This window comes from Allobranchiibius sp. GilTou38 (genome assembly GCF_017565325.1).
In the GTDB taxonomy this organism is placed as follows: Bacteria; Actinomycetota; Actinomycetes; order Actinomycetales; family Dermatophilaceae; genus Allobranchiibius; species Allobranchiibius huperziae.
In genome coordinates this window covers 1-26,128 of the sequence record NZ_JAGEKN010000005.1, presented here as the reverse complement: position 1 = coordinate 26,128, position 26,128 = coordinate 1, and the positions used below count along the sequence as shown (strand labels likewise).

The 26,128-nt window shown below is 70.5% G+C and carries 25 protein-coding genes and 2 tRNA genes; 20 read left to right on the top strand and 7 right to left on the bottom strand.

Annotated features, from left to right (window positions below; all coding sequences use genetic code 11):
• The first annotated feature begins 42 nt into the window (after positions 1-42).
• Together JOB34_RS03550 and JOB34_RS03545 are read left to right on the top strand one after the other, a co-directional pair.
• On the top strand, positions 43-843 hold the full coding sequence (locus tag JOB34_RS03550) for a methyltransferase domain-containing protein (protein ID WP_208051432.1): 801 nt from the start codon (positions 43-45) through the stop codon (positions 841-843).
• On the top strand, positions 840-1,199 hold the full coding sequence (locus JOB34_RS03545; RefSeq protein WP_208051431.1) for a VOC family protein: 360 nt from the start codon (positions 840-842) through the stop codon (positions 1,197-1,199). The genes JOB34_RS03550 and JOB34_RS03545 overlap by 4 nt, the downstream gene beginning before the upstream one ends.
• A 94-nt stretch (positions 1,200-1,293) precedes the next feature.
• Here the strand turns inward: JOB34_RS03545 and JOB34_RS03540 are convergent, their stop codons facing one another.
• A complete protein-coding gene (locus JOB34_RS03540; protein WP_243757600.1) occupies positions 1,294-1,944 on the bottom strand; it encodes a TetR/AcrR family transcriptional regulator in 651 nt (216 codons plus the stop codon).
• A 104-nt stretch (positions 1,945-2,048) separates the two neighbouring features.
• On the opposite strand from JOB34_RS03540, the gene JOB34_RS03535 reads away from it, so the two are divergent.
• The 5 genes from JOB34_RS03535 (at position 2,049) to pth (ending at position 6,373) form a co-directional block, all read left to right on the top strand.
• Positions 2,049-2,127, top strand: a tRNA-Gln gene (locus tag JOB34_RS03535).
• Between the two features lie 97 nt (positions 2,128-2,224).
• On the top strand, positions 2,225-3,694 hold the full coding sequence (glmU, locus tag JOB34_RS03530; RefSeq protein WP_208051430.1) for a bifunctional UDP-N-acetylglucosamine diphosphorylase/glucosamine-1-phosphate N-acetyltransferase GlmU: 1,470 nt from the start codon (positions 2,225-2,227) through the stop codon (positions 3,692-3,694).
• On the top strand, positions 3,691-4,671 hold the full coding sequence (locus tag JOB34_RS03525) for a ribose-phosphate diphosphokinase (protein WP_208051429.1): 981 nt from the start codon (positions 3,691-3,693) through the stop codon (positions 4,669-4,671). Before glmU ends, JOB34_RS03525 begins: the two co-directional genes overlap by 4 nt.
• Positions 4,672-4,958: 287 nt before the next feature.
• On the top strand, positions 4,959-5,645 hold the full coding sequence (locus JOB34_RS03520; protein WP_179479093.1) for a 50S ribosomal protein L25/general stress protein Ctc: 687 nt from the start codon (positions 4,959-4,961) through the stop codon (positions 5,643-5,645).
• A 131-nt stretch (positions 5,646-5,776) separates the two neighbouring features.
• The gene (gene pth, locus JOB34_RS03515) at positions 5,777-6,373 is read left to right on the top strand and encodes an aminoacyl-tRNA hydrolase (protein ID WP_208051687.1); all 597 of its coding nucleotides are present in this window, start codon (positions 5,777-5,779) and stop codon (positions 6,371-6,373) included.
• Positions 6,374-6,446: 73 nt separating this feature from the next.
• Here the strand turns inward: pth and JOB34_RS03510 are convergent, their stop codons facing one another.
• Positions 6,447-6,956 (bottom strand): SRPBCC family protein, encoded by a 510-nt coding sequence (locus JOB34_RS03510; RefSeq protein ID WP_208051428.1) that lies wholly within the window; start codon positions 6,954-6,956, stop codon positions 6,447-6,449.
• 165 nt (positions 6,957-7,121) lie between these two features.
• On the opposite strand from JOB34_RS03510, the gene mfd reads away from it, so the two are divergent.
• The 8 genes from mfd (at position 7,122) to JOB34_RS03470 (ending at position 15,854) form a co-directional block, all read left to right on the top strand.
• Positions 7,122-10,709 carry a transcription-repair coupling factor gene (gene mfd, locus JOB34_RS03505; RefSeq protein ID WP_347813701.1) on the top strand — a complete coding sequence of 1,196 codons (3,588 nt, stop codon included), beginning with the start codon at positions 7,122-7,124 and terminating at the stop codon, positions 10,707-10,709.
• A 49-nt stretch (positions 10,710-10,758) separates the two neighbouring features.
• Positions 10,759-11,289 carry a hypothetical protein gene (locus tag JOB34_RS03500; protein ID WP_208051427.1) on the top strand — a complete coding sequence of 177 codons (531 nt, stop codon included), beginning with the start codon at positions 10,759-10,761 and terminating at the stop codon, positions 11,287-11,289.
• Positions 11,256-12,272, top strand: coding sequence for a MazG family protein (locus JOB34_RS03495; protein ID WP_347813699.1), 1,017 nt, complete (start codon positions 11,256-11,258; stop codon positions 12,270-12,272). Before JOB34_RS03500 ends, JOB34_RS03495 begins: the two co-directional genes overlap by 34 nt.
• Before the next feature lie 152 nt (positions 12,273-12,424).
• The gene (eno, locus tag JOB34_RS03490) at positions 12,425-13,705 is read left to right on the top strand and encodes a phosphopyruvate hydratase (protein WP_208051425.1); all 1,281 of its coding nucleotides are present in this window, start codon (positions 12,425-12,427) and stop codon (positions 13,703-13,705) included.
• Between the two features lie 18 nt (positions 13,706-13,723).
• Entirely contained in the window at positions 13,724-14,260 is a 537-nt protein-coding gene (locus tag JOB34_RS03485; RefSeq protein ID WP_208051424.1) for a septum formation initiator family protein, read from the top strand.
• An 8-nt stretch (positions 14,261-14,268) separates the two neighbouring features.
• Entirely contained in the window at positions 14,269-14,772 is a 504-nt protein-coding gene (locus JOB34_RS03480) for a DUF501 domain-containing protein (protein WP_179479105.1), read from the top strand.
• Complete coding sequence (locus JOB34_RS03475) at positions 14,769-15,719, top strand: Ppx/GppA phosphatase family protein (protein ID WP_208051423.1); 951 nt, start codon at positions 14,769-14,771, stop codon at positions 15,717-15,719. Before JOB34_RS03480 ends, JOB34_RS03475 begins: the two co-directional genes overlap by 4 nt.
• Before the next feature lie 61 nt (positions 15,720-15,780).
• Positions 15,781-15,854, top strand: a tRNA-Leu gene (locus tag JOB34_RS03470).
• Between the two features lie 99 nt (positions 15,855-15,953).
• Here JOB34_RS03470 and JOB34_RS03465 read toward each other — a convergent pair.
• Positions 15,954-16,763, bottom strand: coding sequence for an ABC transporter permease (locus tag JOB34_RS03465; RefSeq protein WP_208051422.1), 810 nt, complete (start codon positions 16,761-16,763; stop codon positions 15,954-15,956).
• Entirely contained in the window at positions 16,760-17,656 is an 897-nt protein-coding gene (locus JOB34_RS03460) for an ATP-binding cassette domain-containing protein (protein ID WP_208051421.1), read from the bottom strand. Before JOB34_RS03460 ends, JOB34_RS03465 begins: the two co-directional genes overlap by 4 nt.
• Before the next feature lie 148 nt (positions 17,657-17,804).
• On the opposite strand from JOB34_RS03460, the gene JOB34_RS17815 reads away from it, so the two are divergent.
• The 4 genes from JOB34_RS17815 (at position 17,805) to JOB34_RS03440 (ending at position 21,420) form a co-directional block, all read left to right on the top strand.
• Positions 17,805-19,004, top strand: a complete 1,200-nt coding sequence (locus tag JOB34_RS17815; protein ID WP_208051420.1) for a histidine kinase — start codon at positions 17,805-17,807, stop codon at positions 19,002-19,004.
• Entirely contained in the window at positions 18,997-19,674 is a 678-nt protein-coding gene (locus tag JOB34_RS03450) for a response regulator transcription factor (RefSeq protein WP_179479115.1), read from the top strand. Before JOB34_RS17815 ends, JOB34_RS03450 begins: the two co-directional genes overlap by 8 nt.
• A gap of 120 nt (positions 19,675-19,794) precedes the next feature.
• The gene (locus tag JOB34_RS03445; protein ID WP_208051419.1) at positions 19,795-20,709 is read left to right on the top strand and encodes a Bax inhibitor-1/YccA family protein; all 915 of its coding nucleotides are present in this window, start codon (positions 19,795-19,797) and stop codon (positions 20,707-20,709) included.
• Positions 20,710-20,808: 99 nt separating this feature from the next.
• On the top strand, positions 20,809-21,420 hold the full coding sequence (locus JOB34_RS03440) for a DUF1684 domain-containing protein (RefSeq protein ID WP_208051418.1): 612 nt from the start codon (positions 20,809-20,811) through the stop codon (positions 21,418-21,420).
• Positions 21,421-21,432: 12 nt separating this feature from the next.
• Here JOB34_RS03440 and JOB34_RS03435 read toward each other — a convergent pair whose 3' ends face one another.
• From JOB34_RS03435 to JOB34_RS03425, 3 genes are all read right to left on the bottom strand, one after another.
• Positions 21,433-21,732, bottom strand: coding sequence for a hypothetical protein (locus JOB34_RS03435; RefSeq protein WP_208051417.1), 300 nt, complete (start codon positions 21,730-21,732; stop codon positions 21,433-21,435).
• 32 nt (positions 21,733-21,764) lie between these two features.
• Positions 21,765-22,988 (bottom strand): acetyl-CoA C-acetyltransferase, encoded by a 1,224-nt coding sequence (locus tag JOB34_RS03430; protein WP_208051416.1) that lies wholly within the window; start codon positions 22,986-22,988, stop codon positions 21,765-21,767.
• Between the two features lie 146 nt (positions 22,989-23,134).
• Positions 23,135-24,226 carry an SGNH/GDSL hydrolase family protein gene (locus tag JOB34_RS03425; protein ID WP_179479125.1) on the bottom strand — a complete coding sequence of 364 codons (1,092 nt, stop codon included), beginning with the start codon at positions 24,224-24,226 and terminating at the stop codon, positions 23,135-23,137.
• 119 nt (positions 24,227-24,345) lie between these two features.
• On the opposite strand from JOB34_RS03425, the gene JOB34_RS03420 reads away from it, so the two are divergent.
• Entirely contained in the window at positions 24,346-25,722 is a 1,377-nt protein-coding gene (locus JOB34_RS03420) for a cystathionine beta-synthase (RefSeq protein WP_208051415.1), read from the top strand.
• Positions 25,723-26,128: the final 406 nt, after the last annotated feature.

Genomic DNA, 26,128 nt, shown 5'->3' with positions numbered 1-26,128 from the left:
CGAGTATCTTGACGTCAAGATACTTCGACTGGGAGGCGGCGCATGACGACCTGGGATCCGACGCAGTACGAGCGGTACGCCGACCTGCGCACCCGACCGTTCCTCGACCTGCTGGCGCGCGTCCCGCACCACGGTCCGAAGGTCGTCGTCGACCTGGGCTGCGGCAACGGGATCGCCACGCTCATCGCCGCGGAACGCTGGCCCGACGCGACGGTGGTCGGCATCGACTCCTCGGCCGACATGCTGCGCAAGGCCGCCGACCGCGACACTGCCGGGCGGGTGCGCTGGGTGGAGGCCGACGTCGCGACCGTCGACGTCGGCGCGTACGGCCGGCCCGACGTGATCCTGACGAACGCGACGCTGCAATGGGTGCCCGGCCACCTCGACCTGATTCCGCGCTGGCTCGAATCGCTCGACGAGTCAGGTGTCTTCGCCATGCAGGTGCCCGGCAACTTCGACGCGCCCTCGCACCGGATCATCCGGGAGGCGGCGCGCGAGCAGCCGAGGGGAGCGGAGCCGGTGGGGCTGCTGCGCGCGGACCCGGTCTCCGCGCCGCAGGGGTACGCCGACGTCCTGGCCGCCGCCGGTGCGCGCCTCGACGTGTGGGAGACCACCTACCTGCAGGTGCTCGACGCCGCGGGGGAGCAGGACCATCCGGTGCTGGAATGGGTGAAGGGCACTGCGCTGCGGCCGCTGCTCGACGTGCTGGATCCGGCTGAGACCCAGGTGTTTCTCGCCGATCTGGCGGCCCGGCTCGACGCCGCCTACCCTCGCGCGGCGTACGGCGTCCCGTTCCCCTTCCGCCGGATCTTCGCGGTCGGCGTCCTCGAGGCGCGACCGTGACGGCGCTCGGACTGCACCACGTGCAGCTCGCCTGCCCAGCGGGGTCGGAGGAGGACTTGCGAGGCTTCTACACCGGTGTCCTCGGGCTGGCGGAGATCGAGAAGCCGGAGAGGTTGCGCGCGCGGGGAGGGTGCTGGTTCCAGGTCGGACCGCAGGAGTTGCACCTCGGCGTCCAGGAGACGTTCACCCCGGCGAAGAAGGCCCATCCCTGCGTGCTGGTGGACGACCTCGATGCGGTCGCGGCCGCCGTGCGAGCGGCAGGCGGCGAGGTCAGGCCGAGCGACGACATCCCGGGTGTCCGCCGCTTCCATACCGACGACCCGGTCGGCAACCGGGTGGAGATCCAGCAGGCCTGAGCTGGCGCACTCGACCCTGACGCAGGTAGAGCCGACAGCCACAGGACGACCTGTGGCTGTCGGCTCCACCTACGTCAGTGTGGCGACGCTCGGATCAGTCGGCAGGTGTCGGGGGCGCCACGCGGGACGGCAGGACCGGATTCTTCTGTAGATCGTGCAGCCCGTTCCACATCAGGTTGATGATGTGCGCTGCCACGAACTCCTTGTCCGGCCGGTCCTCGTGATGGATCCACCACACACCGGTGAGCGCGATGCTCCCGATCAGCGTCTGCGCGTAAACCGGCGCGGGAGTGGGGTCGAAACCATGACTCTCGAACGTCGCCTCGAAGAGCTCCTCGACCCGTACGGCGATCGCCGACATCAGGCTCGCGGCCGACCCGTCGCCGTGCCACGAGGGCGAACTGCGCACCAGCACCTCGAACGAGGAGGGGGAGGTCTCCATGAAGTCCAGCAGCGCCAGGACCGCCCGCTCGAGCAGGACGCGGATTCCCGCCGGCTCGGACAGAGCGTTGGTGATGGCGGTGAGGATGTCCTGGATCGCCCGGTCGACGACGACCGCGTAGAGGCCCTCCTTGCCGCCGAAGTGCTCGTACACGACCGGCTTGGTGACGCCGGCGCGGGTCGCGATCTCCTCGACGGTGGCGCCCTGCACACCGTCGGAGGCGAAGATGTCGCGGCCGACGACGATGAGCTGCTCCCGTCGCTGGGTGGCGGTCATACGGGTGCGCGGCTGAGGTGGGGCCATCCGCCCATTGTGGGGTAGGCCCGCGTCGTTGCGGTCCAGGCACGCGCGCGACGTCCTCTACCCTTGTCGGCGTTCGGCGTCTCCCGTGGGAGGCAGCCGGGCGTTCCCCGGTTGCTCTGCTGGTAGGGGCCGCCTGACTTTGAATCAGGATTAGCGACGTTGGTTCGATTCCAACCCGGGGAGCCGCCGGCCCCGAGCCTGCGTCCGGGTCCGACCGGTAGCATCGCGTCCGAAACCGGCCGCCTAATTGCGCTGTCCGCAGCCTCGAGGAGCCCTACGAGTGAGCCCCACCCCCGCCGCCGTGATCGTCCTGTCTGCTGGGGACGGCACGCGGATGCGATCGTCGATCAACAAGGCGCTGCATCGGATCGGCGGCCGTCCCCTCGTCGCCCATGCGCTGTACGCGGCAACCGGCACCGGAGCCGCGCACGTCTCGGTCGTCGTACGCGCCCAACGTGACGCCGTCGCCGAGGCGGCGCGAGCGGTCGACCCGGACGTCCTGATCGCCGACCAGGACGAGGTCTACGGCACCGGTCGCGCTGTCGAGTGCGCGCTGGCCGTGCTGCCGAGCGACCTGCAGGGCACCGTGCTCGTCATCACCGGCGACACCCCGCTGCTCACGGCGCAGACGCTCTCGGACCTCACCCGGCACCACGAGTCGACCGACGCCGTCGCCACCGTCGTGACCGGGATCGTGCCGGACGCGGCCGGCTACGGGCGCATCGTCCGCGGTGCCGACGGCACCGTGCAGGCCATCGTCGAGCACAAGCACGCCACCCCCGAGCAGCGCGAGATCGGTGAGTTCAACTCCGGTCTCTTCGCCTTCGACGCCGGCCACCTGCGCGACACGATCGGCCAGATCGAGGTGCACGGCGAAGGCGGCGAGAAGTACCTGACCGACGTCGTCGGGGCCGTCGTGGGGCAGGGGCACAGCGTCTCGGCGTACGTCCTGGACGACCTGTGGCAGACCGAGGGCGTCAACGACAAGGCGCAGCTCGCGCGGCTCGGCAAGGAGCTCAACCGGCGCATCGTGGACCGGTTGATGACGCAGAGCGGCGCCGTCGTGATCGACCCCGACACCACCTGGGTCGACATGGACGTCAGCGTCGGACGCGACACCGTGATCGAGCCGGGCACGCAGCTGCGCGGCGCCACGACCATCGGCGCCGACTGCACGATCGGACCTGACTCGACGCTGACCGACATGGAGATCGGCGACGGCGCGAAGGTCGTCCGCACGCACGCCGAGCTCTCGGTCGTCGGGCCCGGCGCGTCCGTCGGCCCGTTCGCCTACCTGCGCCCGGGCACCGAGCTCGGTGCGGAGTCCAAGATCGGCACCTTCGTGGAGGCCAAGAACTCCACCATCGGCAAGGGCAGCAAGGTGCCGCACCTCTCGTACGTCGGCGACGCCACCATCGGAGAGCGCAGCAACATCGGTGCCGCCAGCGTCTTCGTGAACTACGACGGGGTGACCAAGCACCGCTCCTACGTCGGCAACGACTGCCGGATGGGCAGCGACAACATGTACGTCGCCCCGGTCACCGTCGGCGACGGCGCGGGATCGGGCGCGGGCGCGGTGATCCGCAAGGACGTGCCGCCGGGCGCGCTCGCGATCTCGGTCGCCGCCCAGCGCAACATCGAGGGCTGGGCCCTGCAGAAACGACCGGGCACCGCGCAGGCCGAGGCCGCAGAAGCGGCGCTGCGAGATCGCGGCGACGCCGCCCCTGCGACCAAGGACGAGACACTGTGAGCGGCCTGACCAAGACCACCGAGAAGAAGCTCATCATCGTCAGCGGCCGGGCCCACCCGGACCTGGCCGCGCAGGTCGCCGCCGGGATCGGCACCTCGCTGGTGCCCACCGCGGCGTACGACTTCGCCAACAGCGAGATCTACGTGCGCTACGAGGAGTCGGTGCGCGGCTGCGACGCCTTCGTGATCCAGAGTCACACCGCATCGGTCAACAACTGGATCATGGAGCAGCTGATCATGGTCGACGCGCTCAAACGCGCCTCGGCCAAGCGGATCACCGTGGTCACGCCGTTCTACGGCTATGCCCGCCAGGACAAGAAGTCCCGCGGCCGCGAGCCCATCAGCGCCCGCCTGATGGCCGACCTGTTCAAGACCGCCGGCGCCGACCGACTGATGGCGCTGGACCTGCACACCGACCAGATCCAGGGCTTCTTCGACGGCCCCGTGGACCACCTGCAGGCGCTGCCGATCCTGGCCGACTACGTGTCGGGCAAGTACGGCGACCGCGAGCTGGCCGTGGTCTCACCTGACGCCGGCCGGATCAAGGTCGCCGAGTCCTGGTCCAAGCGCCTCGGCGGGGTGCCGCTGGCCTTCATCCACAAGACGCGCGATGTCACACAGCCCAACAAGAGCGTCGCGAACCGGGTCATCGGCCAGGTGCGCGGGCGCTTGTGCATCCTCGTGGACGACATGATCGACAGCGGCGGCACCATCTGCAACGCCGCAGACGCCCTCATGAACGACGGCGCCGCAGGCGTGGTCATCGCAGCGACCCACCCGATCTTCTCCGGGCCGGCCATCGAGCGGATGCGCGACTCCGTCGCCTCCGAGGTGATCGTCACCGACACCCTGCCGGTGCCTGACGACAAACAGTTCGACAAGCTCACCGTGCTGTCGATCGCACCGCTGCTCAGCCAGGCCATCCGCGAGGTCTTCGAGGACGGCTCGGTCACCAGCATGTTCGACGGTCAGTCCTGACCTTTCCGGTGACGATGAGGTCGCTGCGCGCTCCATAGGGCGCGCGGCGACCCCACCACCGGCCGGAGCTCGATTTGGGCGTCGGCGAGCGCTCGGCATACGATCAGCGACGTTGCCTCGGCGAGGGACGGTGCGCGAACGCACCGGTGATCCGTGATCGACGATGCTCCGCCCGCGAGGCGTTCTACCCGCGGTGGTGCGCGTCGAGCATGAGCTCCGCGATCTTCACGCCCTGTCCCGCGTCGAGGCCCATCTTCTGAACACCCCGCTGATCAAAGGATTTCGTCATGGCCACGACCGAGAACAAGCTCCACGCCGAGTCGCGCACCGAGTTCGGTAAGGGTGCGGCCCGCCGCATCCGCCGGGCGCACAAGATCCCCGCGGTGCTCTACGGGCACGGCAGCGACCCCGTCCACATGACCCTGCCGGGGCACGAGACCATGCTGCTGCTGAAGAACGCGAACGCAATCCTCACCATCGACCTGGAGGGCACCGAGCACCTGGCCCTGGCCAAGGACGTGCAGCGCGACGCGATCAAGCCGGTCATCGAGCACATCGACCTGGTCATCGTCCGCCGCGGCGAGAAGGTCGTCGTCGACGTCCCCGTGCACATCGAGGGCGAGGCCGGCATCGAGACCGTCGTCACCGTCGAGAACAGCACGCTGTCCGTGCTGGCCGACGCCTTCAAGATCCCCGAGTCGGTCACCGTCTCCGTCGAGGGCCTCGAGGCCGGCAGCCAGATCCTGGCCAAGGACGTCACGCTGCCCGCCGGCGCCGAGCTGGAGGCGGACGAGGAGCTGCTCATCGTCAACATCGTGCAGCAGCAGTCGGTCGAGGAGCTGGAGAGCGAGCTCGCCGAGGCCGAGGCCGAGGCCGGCATCGAGCGCGAGGAGTCCGACGAGGACGAGGCCGCCGAGGCCGAGGCTGCCGAGGGCGAGTCCGACGACGCCGAGAAGGGCGACGACTCCGAGTAAGCATCTCCCTGAGACGTCGAGTGCGCGTTTCGCCCCCGGAAGCTGTCGGTCCGGGCGTGCGAAGCGCGCATTCGGCGTCGATGGGGGTGATCGGCCGTTGCGCGGCGGCGGTGTCCGTCCGGGCATACTGACTGCCCGTGGACCCTTGGCTGATCGTCGGACTCGGCAACCCGGGCACGGCGTACGCCGGCAACCGGCACAACGTCGGCGCGATGGTGGCCGAGCTGCTGGCCGACCGCGCCGGGGCCACCCTGAAGGCCCACAAGGCGCGTGCCCGCGGGGCGCAGATCCGCCTCGGCACCGCCGGGGGAGGTCTCCCGGGCCCGTCGGCGGTGGTCGCGGTGCCTTCCACCTACATGAACGAGTCGGGCGGCCCGGTCGCCGCGCTGATGAGCTTCTTCAAGATCCCGCCCGAGCGGTTGATCGTGGTGCACGACGAGCTCGACATCGACTTCGGCGCGGTCCGGCTCAAGCGCGGTGGCGGCGAGGGCGGCCACAACGGGCTGCGCTCGATCACCAAGTCACTCGGCACCAAGGACTACCTGCGGGTGCGGGTGGGCATCGGGCGCCCGCCGGGCCGGATGGACGCGGCGTCGTACGTGCTGAAGGACTTCAACGCCACGGAGCGCAAGGAGCTGGACTTCCTCCTGCCGTCGGCGGTCGACGCGATCGACCTGCTGGTGCAGAAGGACCTTCCCGACGCCCAGAACGTCGTGCACGCCTGGTGACGGCCGCCCGGTTGTCAGCGGTTCCGTGACGCCGGCGCCACAGAACCGCTGACAACCGGCGAGTTCCGGGGCGTCAGGCCGAGGTGCGCTCGAGGTCCTTCTTCAGGTTCGCCAGGGTGCGGGCGATGTTGCCGCGCTGCCAGTCGGCGAACGTCGACCCGCGGGTCACGACCTTGTCGAAACCCTTCGCCGCGAACGCCGGCCACCCGCCGCGTCCGTCGGTCCACACCTCGGTGACCGTCGTGCCGTCGGTCGACGGCTCCAGGCGGTACTCCCAGGTGGCGATGCGGGCCCTGAGGCCGGGCTTGCGCATACCGATCGCCTTGACGTCGAACGCGAACCGGCGGCCCGGGTCCGAGGCGGTCACGACGCATCGTGTGTGCCACTTCGCGCCGAACCGGATGTTGGCGCCGACGAACGACGTGCCGACCGGAGCGGGCCCGCCGGCGGTCTCGATGACGGCGCCGGTGTTCTCCGGGCTCCACCGCCCCATCCGGGACGGGTCGCTGATGGCCGCGAAGACCTCCTGCGGGCTGACACCGGCGATGGTGACGGTGTCCTGGACGCTCATCTCACGGGGCATCGCTCGATCGTAGGTGCCCGGCCGTCGACGTCCATCCGCTGCGAGGGACCGGGCGGTGCCGTTGCGCGGGCCCGTGAGGGCTGTCTCAGCCCGCGCCTACACTGGAAACACCACCCCGAGATCTCGTGATCCGGGGCTTTTGTGCTGCCGACCGGAAGAAATCCCGTGCGCCTCGACCCGTTGCTCGATCTGCTGTCCGGCGACCCCGCCGTACGCCGTGTCCTCGATTTCCGCAGCTCCGCGGACGTCGTCGACGTGGCCGCCTCGCCCGGCGCCCGGGCGCCGCTGCTGTCCCTGTTGACGCGTCCCGGCGACGGGGCGCGGGTGCCGATCCTGGCCGTGACCGCCACCGGACGCGAGGCCGGCGACCTGTCCGAGGCGCTGCGCAGCCTGCTGCCCGAGCACGCCGTCGCGGAGTTCCCCAGCTGGGAGACGTTGCCGCACGAGCGGCTGAGCCCGCGCAGCGACACCGTCGGCCGTCGACTCGCCCTGCTGCGGCGCCTCGCACACCCCGACCACGCCGAGCATGCGGAACACGGCCCGATCGACGTCGTCGTGGCGAGCGTGCGCGCCGTCCTGCAGCCCCTCGCCCACGGTCTCGGCGACCTGCAGCCGGTCGAGCTGCGGCCCGGCACCGACGCGCGACTCGAGGACGTCGTCGAGGCTCTCGCCGACGCGGCGTACGCCCGGGTCGACATGGTCGAACGCCGCGGCGAGTTCGCCGTCCGCGGAGGCATCCTCGACGTCTTCCCGCCGACCGAGGAGCACCCGCAGCGGGTTGAGTTCTGGGGCGACACCGTCGAGGAGGTGCGCTGGTTCAAGGTCGCCGACCAGCGCTCGCTGGAGATCGCCGAGGGCGGACTGTGGGCCCCGCCGTGCCGCGAACTGCTGCTCACCACCGCGGTCCGCGACCGTGCCAGGGAGCTCGCGCCGCAGCTCGCCGGTGTCAGCGACATGCTGGAGAAGGTCGCCGAGGGCATCGCGGTCGAGGGCATGGAGTCCTTGTCACCGATCCTGCTCGGCGACGCGATGCAGCCGCTCCTCGACGTGCTGCTGCCCGGCACCCACGTCGTGCTCTGCGATCCCGAACGCGTGCGCACCCGCGCCGCCGACCTGGTGACCACCAGCGAGGAGTTCCTCGACGCGAGCTGGGCCAACGCGGCCGCCGGCAACGTCGTACCAGTCGACCTGCGGGGCGCGCTCGGCACCGCGTCGTACTGGAGCCTGTCTCAGCTGCGTGACCACGCGCTGGCCACCGGCCGGCCGTGGTGGTCGATGTCGTCGTTCTCGTCCGACGAGGAGCTGGCCGAGTTCGCCGAGGACGAGCTGCCAGGGGAGCGGATCACCTTGCACACGCAGGAGATCCCGGCCTACCGGAGCAACACCGAGCACGCCGTCGACGACCTGCGCAAGTGGGCCGCCGAGGGGCAGCGGGTGCTCGTGGTCACCGAGGGCCCGGGCCTGGCCAAGCGGGTCACCGAGGTGTTGTCGGAGAACGACGTCACCACCCGCGCGCTCGGCCCCCTCGACCCCGGCATGGTCGAGGTCAGCACCGGCTGCCTGGGGCGCGGCTTCGCGCTGCCGTCCAGCGACCTGGTCGTCGTGACCGAGGCCGACCTGACGGGCAGTCGCGGCACGAGCGGCAGCACCAAGGACATGCGCCGGATGCCCGCGCGCCGCCGCAACGTGGTCGACCCGCTCCAGCTGCGCACCGGCGACTACGTCGTGCACGAGCAGCACGGCGTCGGCCGCTTCGTGGAGATGATGCAGCGCTCCGTGGGCGGCGCGACCCGCGAGTACCTGGTCCTGGAGTACGCCGCGTCCAAGCGTGGGCAGCCCGGCGACCGGCTCTTCGTGCCGACCGATCAGCTCGACCAGGTCACCCGCTACGTAGGCGGTGAGATGCCCACCCTCAACAAGATGGGCGGCTCGGACTGGCAGACCACCAAGTCGCGCGCCAAGCGGCACGTGCGCCAGATCGCCGGCGAGCTCATCCGGCTCTACTCGGCGCGGATGGCCACCGAGGGGCACGCGTTCGCGCCCGACAGCCCGTGGCAGCACGAGCTGGAGGACGCCTTCGCCTACGTCGAGACGCCCGATCAGCTCTCCAGCATCGACGAGGTCAAGGCCGACATGGAGAAGTCGGTGCCGATGGACCGGCTCATCTGCGGAGACGTCGGGTACGGCAAGACCGAGATCGCGGTGCGGGCGGCGTTCAAGGCCATCCAGGACGGCAAGCAGGTCGCGGTGCTCTGCCCGACCACCCTGCTGGTGAAGCAGCACGTGCAGACCTTCACCGAGCGGTACGCCGGCTTCCCCGTCGTGGTGAAGGCGCTGTCGCGCTTCCAGTCCGACCGCGAGGCACGCGAGGTCATCGAGGGGCTCAAGGGCGGCGGCGTCGATCTGGTCATCGGCACCCATCGACTGCTGTCGAAGGAGGTCCAGTACAAGGACCTCGGCCTCGTCGTGGTCGATGAGGAGCAGCGCTTCGGTGTCGAGCACAAGGAGCAGCTGAAGCAGATGCGCACGGCGGTCGACGTGCTCGCGATGTCCGCGACGCCGATCCCGCGCACCCTGGAGATGGCCGTCACCGGCATTCGCGAGATGTCCACTCTCGCAACGCCGCCCGAGGAGCGTCACCCGGTCCTGACCTTCGTCGGCGGCTGGGACGAGAAGCAGATCGGCGCCGCCGTGCGCCGCGAGCTCATGCGCGAGGGTCAGGTCTTCTTCATCCACAACAAGGTGGCGACGATCGAGAAGGCGGCCACGCGGCTGCGTGAACTCGTGCCCGAGGCGAGGGTGGTGACGGCGCACGGCAAGATGCCCGAGCAGCGCCTCGAGGACGTCGTCGTCGACTTCTGGGAACGCCGCGCCGACGTGCTGGTGTGCACCACGATCGTCGAGACGGGCCTGGACATCTCCAACGCCAACACGCTGATCGTCGAGCGGGCCGACCTGATGGGCCTGTCGCAGCTGCACCAGCTGCGCGGCCGCGTCGGTCGAGGGCGCGAACGCGCCTACGCCTACTTCCTCTTCCCGCCCGAGAAGCCGCTGACCGAGACGGCCCACGACCGGCTGCAGACCATCGCCAGCCACACCGACCTCGGCGCCGGCATGCAGGTCGCCATGAAGGACCTGGAGATCCGTGGCGCGGGCAACCTGCTCGGCGGCGAGCAGTCCGGGCACATCGCCGGCGTGGGCTTCGACCTGTACGTGCGGATGGTGGGCGAAGCCGTGGCCGACTTCCGCGGGGAGAAGGACACCACCCCGAACGAGGTCAAGATCGAGCTGCCGGTCGACGCGCACCTGCCGCACGAGTACGTGCCGGGGGAGCGGTTGCGGCTCGAGGCGTACAAGAAGCTGGCGGTCGTGGAGGACGAGAACGGCCTCACCGAGATCGAGGCGGAGCTGCAGGACCGCTACGGCACACCGCCGCAGCCGGTCCGCAACCTGTTCGAGGTGGCGCGGCTGCGGATCATCGCGCGGCAGGGCGGGGTGGGGGACATCAGCTCCCAGGGCCGCTATATCCGGTTCGGCCCGCTGGAGCTGCGTGAGAGCCAGTCGCTGCGCCTGCAGCGGCTCTTCCCCGGCACGCTGGTGAAGCCGACGCACGCCCTGGTGCCGACGCCGAAGACGGCACCGGTCGGCGGCCAGCCGCTGCGCGACCTGGAGGTGCTGCGCTGGGCGACGGCCCTGGTGAAGGCGGTGCTGCTGGACGACATCGCGGCGGCCGCCGGAGCCGCGGGCGCGTGAGCCGGAGCGTGCTGGCATGATGACCGCTGTCGTTCGAGGAGGTCCACAAGTGAGTACGTCGCGCCGTGCCGTCGGCATCGCCGCCCTAGCCGTCACCGTCGTCGGGGTCAGCGGGTGCGGTAGCAGCCAGCTGTTCCACAACAGCACCACCGCTGCGTCCTACGACGGCACCCGCGTCAGCGTCGATCAGGTGCAGGACGCGGTCACCCAGATCAAGCAGGCGTTCGGCTCCGGCGCCGCGGACTTCAACTCCCGCTCCGCCATCACCTATCTGGTGTTCGCCAACGACTTCCAGCGCGTGGCCGCGGAGCAGGGCGGCGCGTTCTCCGCAGCGCAGGCCCGCCAGGAGTTCGCGCAGCGCAACGTCGCCAACCCCTCGACCGCCGCCATCGACGCGCTGCGCAGCAACGTCGCGGTCACCAACATCAGCAACTCCCAGGCCGGTGTCGCCGAGATCACCAAGATCGTCAACGCCGCCAAGGTCGAGATCAACCCGCGGTTCGGCCGATGGGGCGGCGCCAACGGGGTGCTCGCGACCTCGGAGCCGTGGATCGTCAGCAAGAGCTCGAGCAAGGGCTGACCATCGCCGTCGTCGCGCGCGAGGCGTCGCTCGCGATCCTCGTCACTTCCCCCCGGGTGCCCGCCGGCCTGCTCAGCAGGTCCGCCTGGCAGGTGCTCGAGGCGGCCGACGTCGTCTACGCCGCGGATCCGGACGAGCCGGTGCCGGACGCGGTCCGCACCAGCGGCGTCGAGGTGCGGGCGACCCGATACGACGACCGCCGCGAGCTGGCGCGGGCGCTCGCCCAGCACGACGGCCGGGTGGTCTGGATCGGCTCCGCGGACGGCGACCCCGGCCTGACCGATGCACTCGCCGGTGAGTTGACCCGGCTGGAGACCCCGCCGTCGGTGGAGATCGTCGTCGGCTCCTGGGATCTGCCGGGAGCCCGGCTGCTGGACGCGGTCGCCGTGATGGACACGCTGCGGTCGCCCGGCGGCTGTCCATGGGACGCCGAGCAGACCCACGACAGCCTGGCGAAGTACCTGATCGAAGAGACCTACGAGACGCTCGAGGCCATCGAACGACGCGATCGTGCCCACCTCGCCGAGGAGCTCGGCGACGTCCTGCTTCAGGTGCTCTTCCACGCGCGTCTCGCGGCCGAGGACCAGCAGGAGCCGTTCGACATCGACGACGTCGCGGGCGGCCTCGTCGCCAAGCTGATCCGGCGCCACCCGCATGTCTTCGGCGACGGTGACGCCACCACCGCCGGTGAGGTCGAGGCCTCGTGGGAGCAGATCAAGGCCACCGAGAAGCCCGACCGGGACGCCGGCGACCTGCTGGCCGGCATCCCCAAGGGACTGCCCACCTTGCTCGTCGCGGAGAAGCTGCTGTCCCGTGCCGCCCGGCGGGGCGTCGACCTCGCGTACGACGAGTCGGCCGGCTCCCAGCTACTGCGGCAGGTCGCGGCGGCGCGCGAGCGCGGGGAGTCCGCCGAAGCGTTGCTGGCTCGAGAGGTGCAGGCGGTGGCGGAGCGGTCACGGCCGCTGTCCCGCCCCGAGGAGTGACCGGGACGCGGGGAGGACCGAGAGCCACGGGCCGACCTGTGGCTCCGGGCCCTACCTGAGTCACGGTGGTTCTGCGCGCCGCGCGCGCCTGCCCTGCCGACGCCGTTAGGCTCGTGGATCAGTACGCCGTCCACCGACCTTGGGAGCCTGAAGTGGCCAGCATCGATGCAATCCTCGCCCGCGAGATCCTGGACTCGCGCGGCAACCCGACGGTCGAGGTCGAGGTCGCACTGGACGACGGCGTCGTCGGTCGCGCGGCCGTTCCCTCCGGCGCGTCCACCGGCCAGTTCGAGGCGGTCGAGCGTCGCGACAACGACAAGAAGCGCTACCTCGGCAAGGGCGTGCAGGACGCGGTCGACGCGATCGGCGAGGAGCTGGCCCCGCACCTGCTCGGCTTCGACGCCAGTGAGCAGCGCCTGGTCGACGCCGAGATGATCGGCATCGACGGCACCCCCAACAAGGGCAAGATCGGCGCCAACGCGATCCTGGGCGTCTCCCTCGCCGTCGCGAAGGCGGCCGCCGAGTCGGCCGACCTGCCACTCTTCCGCTACGTCGGCGGCCCCAACGCGCACGTGCTGCCGGTGCCGATGATGAACATCTTGAACGGCGGGTCGCACGCCGACTCCAATGTCGACATCCAGGAGTTCATGATCGCCCCGATCGGCGCGGAGTCCTTCCGCGAGGCACTGCGTTGGGGCGCGGAGATCTACCACAGCCTGAAGTCGGTGCTGAAGAAGCAGGGCCTGTCGACCGGCCTCGGCGACGAGGGCGGTTTCGCACCGAACCTGGAGAGCAACCGCGCGGCGCTCGACCTGATCCTGACCGCGATCGAGAAGGCCGGCTACACCCCGGGCAAGGAGATCGGTCTGGCCGTCGACGTCGCAGCCAGCGAGTTCTTCGACAAGGGCGGCTACCAGTTCGAGGCCACGAAGAAGTCGGCCGAGCAGATGTCCGCCTACTACGCACAGCTGGTGGCGGACTACCCGCTCGTCTCGCTCGAAGACCCGCTGCACGAGGACGACTGGGACGGCTGGAAGACCCTGACCGACCAGATCGGCCACCAGGTGCAGATCGTCGGCGACGATCTCTTCGTCACCAACCCCGAGCGACTGCAGCGCGGCATCGACACCGGCACGGCCAACGCGCTGCTGGTGAAGGTCAACCAGATCGGCTCGCTGACCGAGACCCTCGACGCGGTCACGCTGGCCCAGAGCAACGGTTTCCGCTGCATGATGAGCCACCGCTCGGGCGAGACCGAGGACACCACGATCGCCGACCTCGCGGTCGCCACCAACTGCGGTCAGATCAAGACCGGCGCGCCCGCCCGCTCGGACCGCGTCGCGAAGTACAACCAGCTGTTGCGCATCGAGGAGGAGCTGGACGACGCGGCGACGTACGCCGGCGCCTCGGCGTTCCCGCGTTTCACCGCCTGAGCAGGGAGAGACACCGTCATGCCGCGCGACCCGCGCTCGACCCGGCCCGCGCAACCGCGTGGGCACAGTTCGCGACCCGCGGCGAGCCGCCCCGCCGGGTCGCGGCCGACCCGTACACCGCGTGCCTCGTCGACGTCGGGCGGCGCGGCCCGTGCTGCACGCCGGCGTCGTACGCCGCGCTCGATGCGCCGGCTCACGGTGCTCGGCGCGCTCGTGGTATTCCTCGCGGTGCTCATCACCCCCACGCTGCGCAGCTACCTGCGGGCCCAGGGCGACATCAACGGCATGCGCAGTCAGGTGGCCTCCCAGCAGGCCGACATCCGCTCCCTGCAGGCGCAGCAGAGGGAGTGGAACGACCCGGCGTACGTGAAGGCGCAGGCCGCCAAGCGCCTGGGTTTCGTGGCACCGGGCGGCACGCTCACGATCGTGGTCGACAAGCAGGGCACGACGCACCCCGTGACCAAGTCGGGCGTGGTGGCGGCGACCACGGCGTCCAGCACCCACCCGTGGTACGGGCAGCTGTGGCAGTCGCTGGTGCGCACCCCGCCCCGATGACGAGTCCGATGACGACGAGCTCCATCGGTGAGGCCGACCTCGCGGCGATCGAACAGCAGCTCGGCCGGGTGCCGCGTGGCGCGATCGACGTGGCGGCCCGGTGCCCGTGCGGCTGCCCGGCCGTGGTCCGCACGCTGCCGCGACTGCCGGACGGCACGCCGTTCCCCACGACGTACTACGCGACCTGCCCGCGCCTGACCGGCGCCATCAGCACCCTGGAGTCCCAGGGCATGATGCGCGAGATGACCGAACGGCTGGAGCACGACCCCGACCTGGCCGCACGCTACCGATCCGCGCACGAGGACTATCTGCGGCACCGCGCCGAGCTCGGCGATGTGCCCGAGATCGCCGGGATCTCCGCCGGCGGGATGCCGACCCGCGTCAAGTGCCTGCATGTGCTCGTCGCTCACTCGATGGCCGTCGGCCCCGGTGTGAACCCGCTCGGTGACGAGGCGCTGGCTGCGCTACCCGCGTGGTGGACCGGCGGTTGCTGCTCCCCGGAGGCCGAGTGACCCGGGTCGCGGCGGTCGACTGCGGCACCAACACCATCCGACTGCTGATCGCCGACAGTGACGGCGCTCGCCCGCCCGTCGACGTGGTGCGCCGGATGGAGTTCGTCCGGCTCGGACAGGGCATCGACTCCACCGGCCGGATCGCGCCGGAGGCCATGGACCGTACCCTGGCCACGGCTCGCGAGTACGCCGCCCAGTGTACCGAAAACGCCGTCACCGCAGTGCGATTCGTCGCCACCTCGGCGTCCCGTGATGCATCGAACGCGGAGGAGTTCGTGGCCGGCGTACGCCAGGCCTTCGCCGCGTACGACGTCTCACCCGAGGTCGTCACCGGCGACGAGGAGGCGCGGCTCAGCTTCCGGGGAGCCACCGGCGACCTGATCGCGACCGGTGTGCCCGGCCTCTACCTGGTCGTCGACCTGGGTGGTGGCTCCACCGAGTTCGTTCGTGGCGGACGCACCGTGGACGCGGCGCTGTCCACCGACATCGGCTGCGTACGGATGACCGAGCGGCACCTGCGCTCCGACCCGCCGACCGCTGCGCAGATCGATGCGGCCTCCCGCGACATCGACGCCGCCGTCGACCGGGCGCAGGCACAGGTCGGCTTCGACGGGGTCGCGACCCTCGTCGGGCTCGCCGGGTCGGTCACGACCATCACCGCGCACGCGCTGCAACTGCGCGCGTACGACCCCGCCGTCATCCACGGCGCCAGCCTCCCGGTGGAGCAGATCCTCGCGTCCTGCCGGGCGATCCTGGCGGCGGACCGGGCCGAGCGGGCTGCCATGCCGTTCATGCACCAGGGGCGGGTTGACGTCATCGGCGCGGGTGCCCTCATCTGGAGCCGCATCGTGACCCGGTTGGCGCAGACCGCCGGGATGGAGCAGGTACGCGCGAGCGAGGCCGACATCCTCGACGGCATCGCGCTCTCACTGCTGCACACCGACTGAGGGACGTGTCGACGGGGGGACGTGGCGTCGCACGCCCGCCCCGTCTGGCTAGCCTGTCTCTGCCCTCGTAGCCCAATCGGCAGAGGCAGGCGACTTAAAATCGCTCGAGTGCGGGTTCGAGTCCCGTCGGGGGCACCGGTCACGGACATGTCGAGACAGCTCGCCACACGGCCCGGTGGGTCCCCTGATATCCCACCGGGCCGTGCTGGCGTAGCTCTCGTCAAGCGGCGCGGGTCATTTGACCTCGCTGCGCCGCAGACGGACGACGCCGGCGATGAGCGGTAGGACCACCCACACGAGCCCCGCCACCCCGAGCTGTGCCCAGTTCTCGGCGGTCATCGAGGCATCGACCAGCGGACTGGTCGCCGAATTGAGGTCCAGCCAGGGCTGCACACCGTGCAGACCGTGCACGAGGTCGCCCACGATCGTCCATGCCTGGGGGAGCACGAGATACGAGACGATCGCCGCGGGCGTGTTCTGCAGCACCAGGCCGAACGCGACCCCCTGCACGACGGCGAGCAGCTGGGCGAGCACCACGCCGCCGATCGTCAAGGCGTCCAACGACCAGGCCGGGTGGCCGCCGCGCAGGACCTCGCACAGCCCGGTTGCCACGACGGCGAGGAGGACGGCTGTCGCGAGGACGAGCAGGCCGAGCAGCGCAGCGGAGGCGAGCTTGGATCGGCCGACCCTCGTGCGATCCGGCTCGAGCGCGAACGTGACCAGACCCGTTCGCTGAGTCCACTCGGACGTCACGGTGATGATGCCGAGCAGCGGCAGCAGGATCGACTGCGGGATGACGGTCGCGGTCAGGAAGTCGCTCAGATCCTTGTGAGCGTCGGCAGACCCGGTGAAGATGACGATGCCGACGACGATGGCCGTGACCGCAGTGATGCCGATGAGCAGCCATCGGCCCGCGCGGGTGTCCAGGATCTTGCGCAGTTCGACGTGCACCAGCCGGGTGAAGGGCACCGCGCGGTCGTCGGGCGCCGGCAGGCGGGCCGGCAGCCGTGGTGCGGTGACCCGGGAGGTCTCTACGGTGGTCATGCTGGCACTTCCTCTCGTGCGTCGGCGGCGGTGAGCCGCAGGAACATGTCTTCCAGGCCCGCGGATCCCGCCGGTGCCAGAAGGGTCAGGACGACGCCGTGCCGAGCGGCGAGTGCGCCGATTTCACCCGGGTCCGCGCTGACGCGCAGTCCATCACCGTCGGTGACGGACCGCAGACCGGCGTCCGCCAGCACGCGTTCGAACGCCGGGTCGTCGGTCGAGCGCACCGTCGTGCCGGTGGCCTGCATCAGTTCGTTCTTGGGACCGCGGGCGACGATCTTCCCGCGGCCGATGACGAGCAGCTCGTCCGCGACGACCTCGATCTCGTGCAGCAGGTGGGAGGACAGCAGCACGGTGCCGCCCTGGTCGGCGTATCCGCGCAGCAGCGTGCGCATCCATCGGATGCCGGCGGGGTCCAGGCCGTTGGCGGGTTCGTCCAGGATGAGCACCTCGGGGTCGCCGAGCAGGGCGTGGGCGATTCCGAGGCGTTGGCGCATCCCGAGCGAGTAGTTCCCGATGCGGCGCCCGGCCTCGGCGTCGGTCAGCCCCACCAGATCGAGCAGCTCCTCCACCCGGGTGCGCGCCAGCCCCATCGTGACGGCGCCGAGGGTGAGCACCTCGCGGCCCGTGCGGCCCGCGTGCTGCGCGGACGCGTCCAGCAGCACCCCGACGTGCCGACCGGGGTTCGGCAGGGCGGCGTACGGACGATCGAGCACGGTCGCCCGCCCGGAGGTCGCGGGCATGAGCCCGCAGACGATCCGCATGCAGGTGGACTTGCCCGCGCCGTTCGGGCCGAGGAAGCCGGTGACGGCCCCCGGGCGGACGGTGAAGGACACGTCGTCGACGGCGGTGTACCCGCCGTAGCGTTTGGTCAGGTTCTCGACTGTGATCATGACGACCACGCTGCCGAAAGCCGCAGGGGTCGCACATCGGCCGTGCGCATACGGCGCGTGCGACTTCGGTAGGGGGTCGCCGGTCCGTCGGGATGGGATGCTGCGCCACGGAGGGCCCGGGCCCGTGATCCGCCCTAGGGTCGGCAGGGTGACGAGCGATGTCCGGATCCGGATGCCCCGGTGGTGGAGCGAGACGTGGCGTCTGCTCGCGTCCGCCGTGGTCGGCGCGTTGCTCTGGCTGGCGACGGTGGCCGACGGCACGACGGCTCACTACCGGTTCCACGACTGGTGGCCCTACGTCGATCTCCTCGCGGGAGCCCTTCTCCTGCCGTTGTTGTTGCTGCGCCACCGCCGGCCGCTCGCTGTCACGCTCGTCCTCATCGCGTCCACGGCGGTGGTGGCCAGCACGGTCGCCGCGGCAGGGATCGCGCTCATCTCCCTCTGTACGCATCGCGTGCGACGAGACATCGTCCTCGCCGGGACCGCCTGGATCGTCACCGGAGTGGTGTTCAGCGCGGTGCACCCCGCGGACACCGGGCTGGGCGAGCGGGTGACGAATCTGACGACCAGTGTGCTGTCGCTCGCGTTCGCCGTGGCGGTCGGACTGTTCATCGGGGCCCGGCGGGAGCTCGTGGCACAACTGCACGAACGCGCCGAGACCGCCGAGCGGGAACGGGACCTGCGCGTCGCGCAGGCGCGGGCCGGAGAGCGGGCCCGGATCGCCCGCGAGATGCACGACGTCCTCGCACACCGGATCTCGCTGGTGGCCATGCACTCCGGCGCCCTGGCCTACCGCGCGGACCTGCCCCCCGACCAGGTCCGCGAGACCGCGACCCTCATCCAGGAGAACTCCCACCTGGCACTGACCGAGTTGAGGGATGTGCTGGGGGTGCTGCGCGATCCGGATCTGGACCAGAGTCAGGTGGCGGCTCCACTACCCACCCTGGCGCAGTTGCCCGCGCTCATCGACCACGAACGGGAGGCCGGAGCGTCCATCGAGGCCGACACCGAGGGCGATCTGAGGTCGGTGCCGGAGCCGTTGTCCCGCAACGCTTTTCGTATCGTCCAGGAGTGTCTGACGAACGCTCGCAAACACTCCCCGACGTCGCAGGTCGCCGTCCGGATCGAGGTGGACAACGGCGCCGGCGTGCAGATCGAGGTCAGCAACGCGATGGCGACGCCGTCGTCGGGCCGCGACGCGGATGCGCCGACGCGTTCGGGCCTCGGCCTCATCGGTCTCACCGAGCGCGCGGTGCTGGCCGGCGGCGAGCTCACCTACGAGGTCGACCGGGCGCACCGTTTCCTGGTCCGCGCGTCGCTGCCGTGGGAGCGTGCCGGCCATGGTTGAGCAGGATGTGGGCGGCGTCGAGGTGGTCCTGGTCGACGACGAGGCGCTGGTACGCGCCGGATTGCGGATGATCCTGGGCGGTGCGCCGGACATCACCGTCCTGGCCGAGGCCGGCGACGGCCTCGAGGCACTCGACGTGGTCGCCCGGCATCGACCGGACGTCGTCCTCATGGACATCCGGATGCCGCGGCTGGACGGGATCAGCGCGTGCGATCAGATGGTGCGGCGCTACGCCGACGACGTCCGGGTGATCGTCCTCACCACGTTCGACACCGACGACCTGATCCTGCGGGCGCTGCGGGTGGGAGCCAGCGGGTTCCTGTTGAAGGACACGCCACCGGACCGCCTGGTGCAGGCCGTGCGGGCCGTCGCGGACGGCGAGCCGATGCTGTCGCCGACCATCACGGCGAGCCTGATGAGCAGGGTCGCCTCCAGCGGCGACGACGACCGCGGGGCCGCGGCACGCCACCGGCTCGATCGGCTCACCGACCGCGAACGGGAGGTGGCGATCGGGGTGGGGGAGGGTCTGTCCAACGCCCAGATCGGCCGGCAGCTCTATCTGAGCGTGCCGACGGTCAAGGCGCACGTCTCGCGGGTGCTCACCAAGTTGGAGGCGGCCAACCGCGTCCAGGTCGCGATCACCGTCCACGACGCGCGACAGAGCCGCTGAAACCGCGCGGTTCCGGTGCTCGGCGGGCTTCGCGGGGAACCGGCGGGCCCCCTCGATCGTCATAGGATGTGACGCAGGTGTGCGCCGATGGGGCGCACCGTCTCGGCTTCGGAGGAAGCAATGCCCACGAACCCCGTCTTCTCGCGTTTCAACCGCGAGCTGTCGCAGGGGAAGTACGCCGGGATCGGCCAGCCGCAGTTCGGTCAGCGCGGCCAGGCGACTCCCTACAACCCGCCGCCCCGCGACCCGTATGGCCCGCCTCCGGGCGGCTACGGCCGGCAGGCGCCGCAGGGATACGCCCCGCAGCCGACCTTCGACAAGCCGGAGCAGGGGTACGGCTTTCCGCCGGTGACCACCGGCCAGGGTCGTGCGATGACCCTCGACGACGTCTTCGTGCGCACGCTGACGCTCTTCGGTCTCCTGGTCGTCTCGGCCGCGGTCTCCTGGTTCATCTCACGGGGCGACCAGTCCGTGGGGCTCGCCATCTGGATCGGTGGCATGTTCGTCGGGCTCGGAATCGGGCTGGCCATCGCCTTCATGAAGAAGGTCTCGGTGCCGCTGATCCTCACCTACGCCGTGGTGGAGGGGCTCTTCGTCGGAGCGTGCAGCCAGTACTTCAACACGATCTGGCCCGGTGTGGTCGCCCAGGCCGTGCTCGGCACGGCCTGCGTCTTCGTGGCGATGTTCGCCGGCTGGAAGTTCGGCCTCATCAAGGTGACCGAGCGCAGCCGGAAGATCTTCTTCATGGCGCTCGTGGGCTACATGCTCTTCGGGTTGATCAACCTGGTGTTGCAGTTCACCGGCGTGCTCGGCGGCTTCGGCTTCTTCGGGATGGGCGGCATCGGCATCGCGCTGTGCCTGATCGGCATCGCGCTCGCGGCGTACTCCCTCGCCATCGACTTCGACTCGATCACCCGCGCCGTGCAGGCCGGGCTGCCCGAGAAGTACTCCTGGCTGATGGCGCACGGTCTGATCGTCACGATCGTCTGGCTCTACCTGGAGCTGCTGCGGCTGCTCGCGCGGATGCGCAACTGACGCCACCCGCACCACGCACAGGGCCGCCGCCCGGGAGATGTCCCGGGCGGCGGCCCTGCGTCGTAGGTCGGTCGGTGACCCGTCCGTAGTCTCGCGGGCATGGACTCGCGCACCGCACTGCAACTGTCGGCCTGGCGTCGCGAGGTGGCCCAGCTCTACGCGCGGGTGCGCGTGAGCGCCGACCCGGCCGAGGGTCACGCACGTTGGCGCGCGGGAAGGGAGTCGTTGTTCCTGCACCACCCGCAGAGTCCGTTGCCAGCCGCGGACCCTCTGCGCCGCCACGGGATCCCGGTGTTTCCCTACGACCCGGCTCTGCGGTGGACGCTCCCGCTGCAGCCCGCGGGCGCGGCGCAACAGCTCGCCATCGACTCGGGCGCCGACGGATCGACCAGCCTGAGCCTGGCCGGGTGGATCACCCTGCCGGACCCGTTCGATGCGCGGGTCGCCGTCTGGTGGCTGGACCAGTACGCCGGCGGCCTCTTCCTGCCGCTACGCGACGGCACCGCGGGCAGCACGTCGTACGGCGGCGGACGCTATCTGCTCGACACGGCCAAGGGCGCGGACCTGGGAGGCGCCGGGCAGGAGATGGTCGTGGACCTGAACTTCCTCTACCACCCGTCCTGTCGCTACGACGACCGCTGGGTGTGTCCGCTGGCGCCGGCCCAGAACATCATCGAGCAGTCCGTCGAGGCCGGCGAGCGGATGCCGTGAGGACGCGCGTCCTCAGGCCAACTTCGCCAGCAACTCGCCGAGCCGTTCGCTGAGGTGGGCGCAGCGGCCGCTCGCGCACGCGTCGAAGACCGCGACCGACAGCTGGTCGACCGCGGTCGCGGGACCGAGATCCGGGATGTCCGCCGGGTCCAGTTCCGCGGACCGGGCGGCGAGAGCACGCACCGTGGCGGACAGTGCGTCCGCCCGGTCGACCGGCAGCTGACGCCACCGGAGGGTCACCCGCTGCAGGGCGCGCCGGACGTCGTCCGGACGCGGATCCTGCAGCAGGGCGACACCGCCGGTGCCGGTCATCGCGACGATCGAGCTGACCGAGATGTCCGAGGTCAGGACAGGCGCTCGTAGATGACGGCCATGCCCTGGCCGCCGCCGACGCACATGGTCTCCAGGCCGAACGTGCCGTCGACCTCGCGCAGCCCGTTGAGCAGGGTGGTGGTGATCCGGGCTCCGGTCGACCCGAACGGGTGGCCGAGCGCGATCGCCCCGCCGTGCACGTTGAGCTTGTCGAAGTCCATCTTCAGGTCGTCCGCGGACGGCAGCACCTGGGCGGCGAAGGCCTCGTTGATCTCGTAGAGGTCCACATCGGCGATGGTCAGGCCGGCGCGGTCGAGTGCCTGCCGTGACGCCTCGACCGGTCCGAGACCCATGATCTCGGGGGACAGCGCCGAGACGCCGGTGGACACGACGCGGGCCAGCGGGGTCAGCCCGAGCTCCTTGGCCTTGACGTCGCTCATCACGACGACCGCCGCGGCGCCGTCGTTCAGCGGGCAGCAGTTGCCGGCGGTGACGGTGCCGTTCTCGCGGAAGACCGGCTGCAGTGCCTCCACCTTCTCCAGGGTGACGCCGGCGCGGGGGCCGTCGTCACGGGAGACGACGGTGCCGTCGGGAAGCGTGACGGGGGTGATCTCTCGCTCGAAGAAGCCGGAGGCGATCGCGGCCTCGGCACGGTTCTGGCTGCTGACGCCCCACTCGTCCTGACGGCGGCGGCTGATGCCCCGGGAGCTGGCGACGTTCTCGGCCGTCTGGCCCATCGCGATGTAGATATCGGGCAGCTGGCCGTCCTCGCGCGGGTCGTGCCAGGACGCGCCGGTCTTGGCGGTCTGCTCGGTGCGGGCGATCGCGTCGGCGAACTTCGGGTTCTGCCAGTCGGCGGAGGTGCCGCCGGCGCCGGAGAACGACGCGTAGCGCGACACGCACTCCACGCCGCCGGAGATGAAGACGTCGCCCTCACCGGCGCGGATGGCGTGCGCCGCCATCCGGGTGGTCTGCACGGAGGAGGCGCAGAAGCGGTTCACCGTGGAGGCGGGGACGTGGTCCAGGCCGGCGAGGACGGCGACGACGCGGGCCATGTTGGCACCGTGCTCGCCCCAGGGCTCGGCGCAGCCGAGGTAGAAGTCCTCCACCAGCGCGGGGTCCAGGCCGGGCACCTTGTCGAGCGCGGCCAGCACGGCCTGGGTCGCCAGGTCGTCCGGGCGGATGTCCTTCAGCGATCCCTTGAACGCACGACCGATCGGCGTACGGGCGGTGGAGACGATGACGGCCTCGGGCATTGCGGCACTCCTGGATCACTGGGGGATAGCTGGGGATCGCTCTCATCTGCCCGACGTGACATCGCTCGGACTAAGGGCGATCCTATGCGAGCGGTGACGGTCGACGAATGGCCCCGGTGGCGTGCTCGCCACGGGCTCAGGACCGCTCAGACGTCTGCGGTGTCGACGCTGGACTCGTCCCGCAGGTCGCCGTCCGCGGATCCCGCGTCGGGACCGTCGGCGGGCGCTCGCGGCTCGTCCTGCGTGTCGGGCAGCGGGGTCCGGTGCCGCCGCAACAGGACCGCCCAGCGGCCCTGCCGACTGCGCGTGTCGCCGCTGACCTCGGTGCCGGCGACCTCGGTGCCGGGGTCGCGCACGGCGTACGTGGCGGCGACGGAGACCGGGCTGATGCCCTCTCCGCGGCGTACGTCGGGGGTGCGATCGGTGTCCGCCGACGCGAAGCCGAGGGAGTCCAGGACGCTGGGCAGCAGTGCGGAAGCGGCCCGGGCGTAGCCGGCGGCCGACGGGTGGAAGCGGTCCTTGCTGAACATGACCTGCGGGGTGCTGCGGAACTCGTGCCCGAGCAGGTCGCCCAGGGAGACCGTGCGGCCGCCGTGCTCGACGACCCCCACGGTCTGGGCCGCGGCGAGATCGCGGGACCACCGTTGCGCCAGCAGTCGTAGCGGCTGGGGCACCGGCTCGATGACGCCGAGGTCCGGGCAGGTGCCCACCACCACCTGGCACCCCGCTTCGCGCAGCGCGACGACGGTCGAGGACAGGTGGCGGACCGAGGTGGAGCGCGCCATCCGCTGGGTGACGTCGTTGGCGCCGACCATGATGATGCAGACGTCGGGGTGCGGCAGCAGGGCCAGCGCCTGCTCGACCTGGCGGTCCAGGTCGGTGGACACGGCGCCCACGACGGCGAAGTTGGTCAGCCGGACGGGGCGACCGGCGATAGCGGCCAGCGCGGTGGCGTTGATCGCGCCGACGGTCTGGTGCGGCAGGTCCGCGCCGAGGCCCTTCGCCGTGGAGTCGCCGAGCACCAGCAGGTCCAGCGGCACCCCGGGCGCGGAGCCGTAGGTGCCCTGATCATCGGGTGCGCCGTCGAACGGATGCCCGACGATCCGGCGGGCCATCGCCGCCTCGCCCTTCAGCACGGCCCACCCCGTGACTCCGACGAGTCCCGCGCCGACGGCTCCGATGCCGCCGCCGTACGCCGCGCGCGCCGCGATCTTGCGTGCCCGTCGTGCTCTACCCATGTCGGTGCTGACCTCCTCTCGCGCGAACCGCGGACAGGTGCCCCTGCCCTCACCTGATCGTCTCATCCGGGGCGGGGACTGGGACGTCGTGGGCTGAATACGCCTGCGACCATGGAGGCATGAAATACGCCGAGCACATCGCCGACCTCGTAGGGGAGACCCCCCTGGTCAAGTTGAACCGTGTCACCGAGAGCATCGCCGCCACGGTGCTCGCCAAGGTGGAGTACCTGAACCCGGGGGGATCGGTGAAGGACCGGATCGCCTTGCGGATGGTCGAGGCGGCGGAGGCGTCGGGCGCACTGCTCCCCGGCGGGACGATCGTGGAGCCGACGTCCGGCAACACCGGCGTCGGCCTGGCGCTGGTGGCACAGCGCAAGGGGTACCAGTGCATCTTCGTGTGCCCGGACAAGGTCGGTGAGGACAAGCGTGCGGTGCTGCGCGCGTACGGCGCGAAGGTCGTCGTGACGCCCACCTCGGTCCCGCCGGACCACGCGGACAGCTACTACTCGGTCTCGGACCGGATCGCGGCAGAGACCCCGGGCGGCTGGAAGCCGGACCAGTACTCCAACCCCGAGGGACCCAACTCGCACTACAGGTCCACGGGCCCGGAGATCTGGAGGGACACCGACGGTGCGTTGACGTCGTTCGTCACCGGCATCGGCACCGGCGGGACGATCACCGGCACCGGTCGCTACCTGCGGGAGGTCTCCGCGGACAGGGACGGCGGACGGGTGCGGATCATCGGCGCGGACCCCGAGGGCTCGGTCTACTCCGGAGGCACCGGCCGCCCCTACCTGGTGGAGGGCGTGGGCGAGGACATGTGGCCCGCGGCGTACGACCCGAGCGTGGTCGACGAGGTCATCCCGGTCTCCGACGCGGAGTCGTTCGCGATGACCCGTCGGCTGGCCCGCGAGGAGGGGCTGCTCGTGGGTGGCTCGTGCGGCATGGCCGTGGTCGCCGCGCTGCGGCACGCGGCGACGCTGCCGGCGGAGGCGACCGTCGTGGTGCTCCTGCCGGACTCCGGACGCGGCTACATGGGCAAGATCTTCGACGACGAATGGATGGCGTCGTACGGATTCCTGCGCGAGCACACCGAGCGCACGGCCGGGGAGCTGCTGAAGCGCAAGGCGGGGGACATGCCGGCGCTGGTGCACACCCACCCCAGCGAGACGGTCCGCGACGCGATCTCGATCCTGCAGGAGTTCGGCGTCTCCCAGATGCCCGTGGTGAACGCGGAGCCGCCGGTGATGGCCGGCGAGGTGGCAGGCTCGGTGAGCGAGCGCTCCCTGCTCGACGCCCTCTACGCGGGGAAGGCGAGCCTGACCGATTCCGTGGGCAGCCACATGGACGAGCCGCTGCCGTTGATCGGCGCCGGGGAGCCGGTTTCGGAGGTCCGTGCGGCCCTCAGCGGCACCGACGCGGTGATGATCGTGCGGAACGGCAAACCGACCGGCGTCCTGACGCGGGCGGACCTGCTCGGCGAGTTCGCTGAATGAGCCCAATTCCCAGTATTCGCAGGGAATTTGGGTCGGCGCGGGGCTCGATTTGCACACCGCGCGGAACGTGCCGTACTGTTCCTCAGGTCAGCGCGAAACGGGCTGGCGGATCCGGTTGGACGGGGCCACGCAGGCCCTGCTAATCTGGATCTTGTTCGGAGCCAAGTGCGCGAGGACCTCGGTCTGACGCCCAAGAGCCGAACAGAACCTGAGGAAGTCAGTTCCGGTTGATCGTCGCATTGTCGGCGGCTGACGGGATGCATGATCGTTTCTTGATAACTCAACAGCGTGTCGAGTGATTGATGCCAGATTTTTTGTTTGGTTGATGTTGACGAAGTTTTATCTTCTGTTGATTTCAGCTGGGATTTGATTTTGCAAGATTGTTTTTTTGGAGAGTTTGATCCTG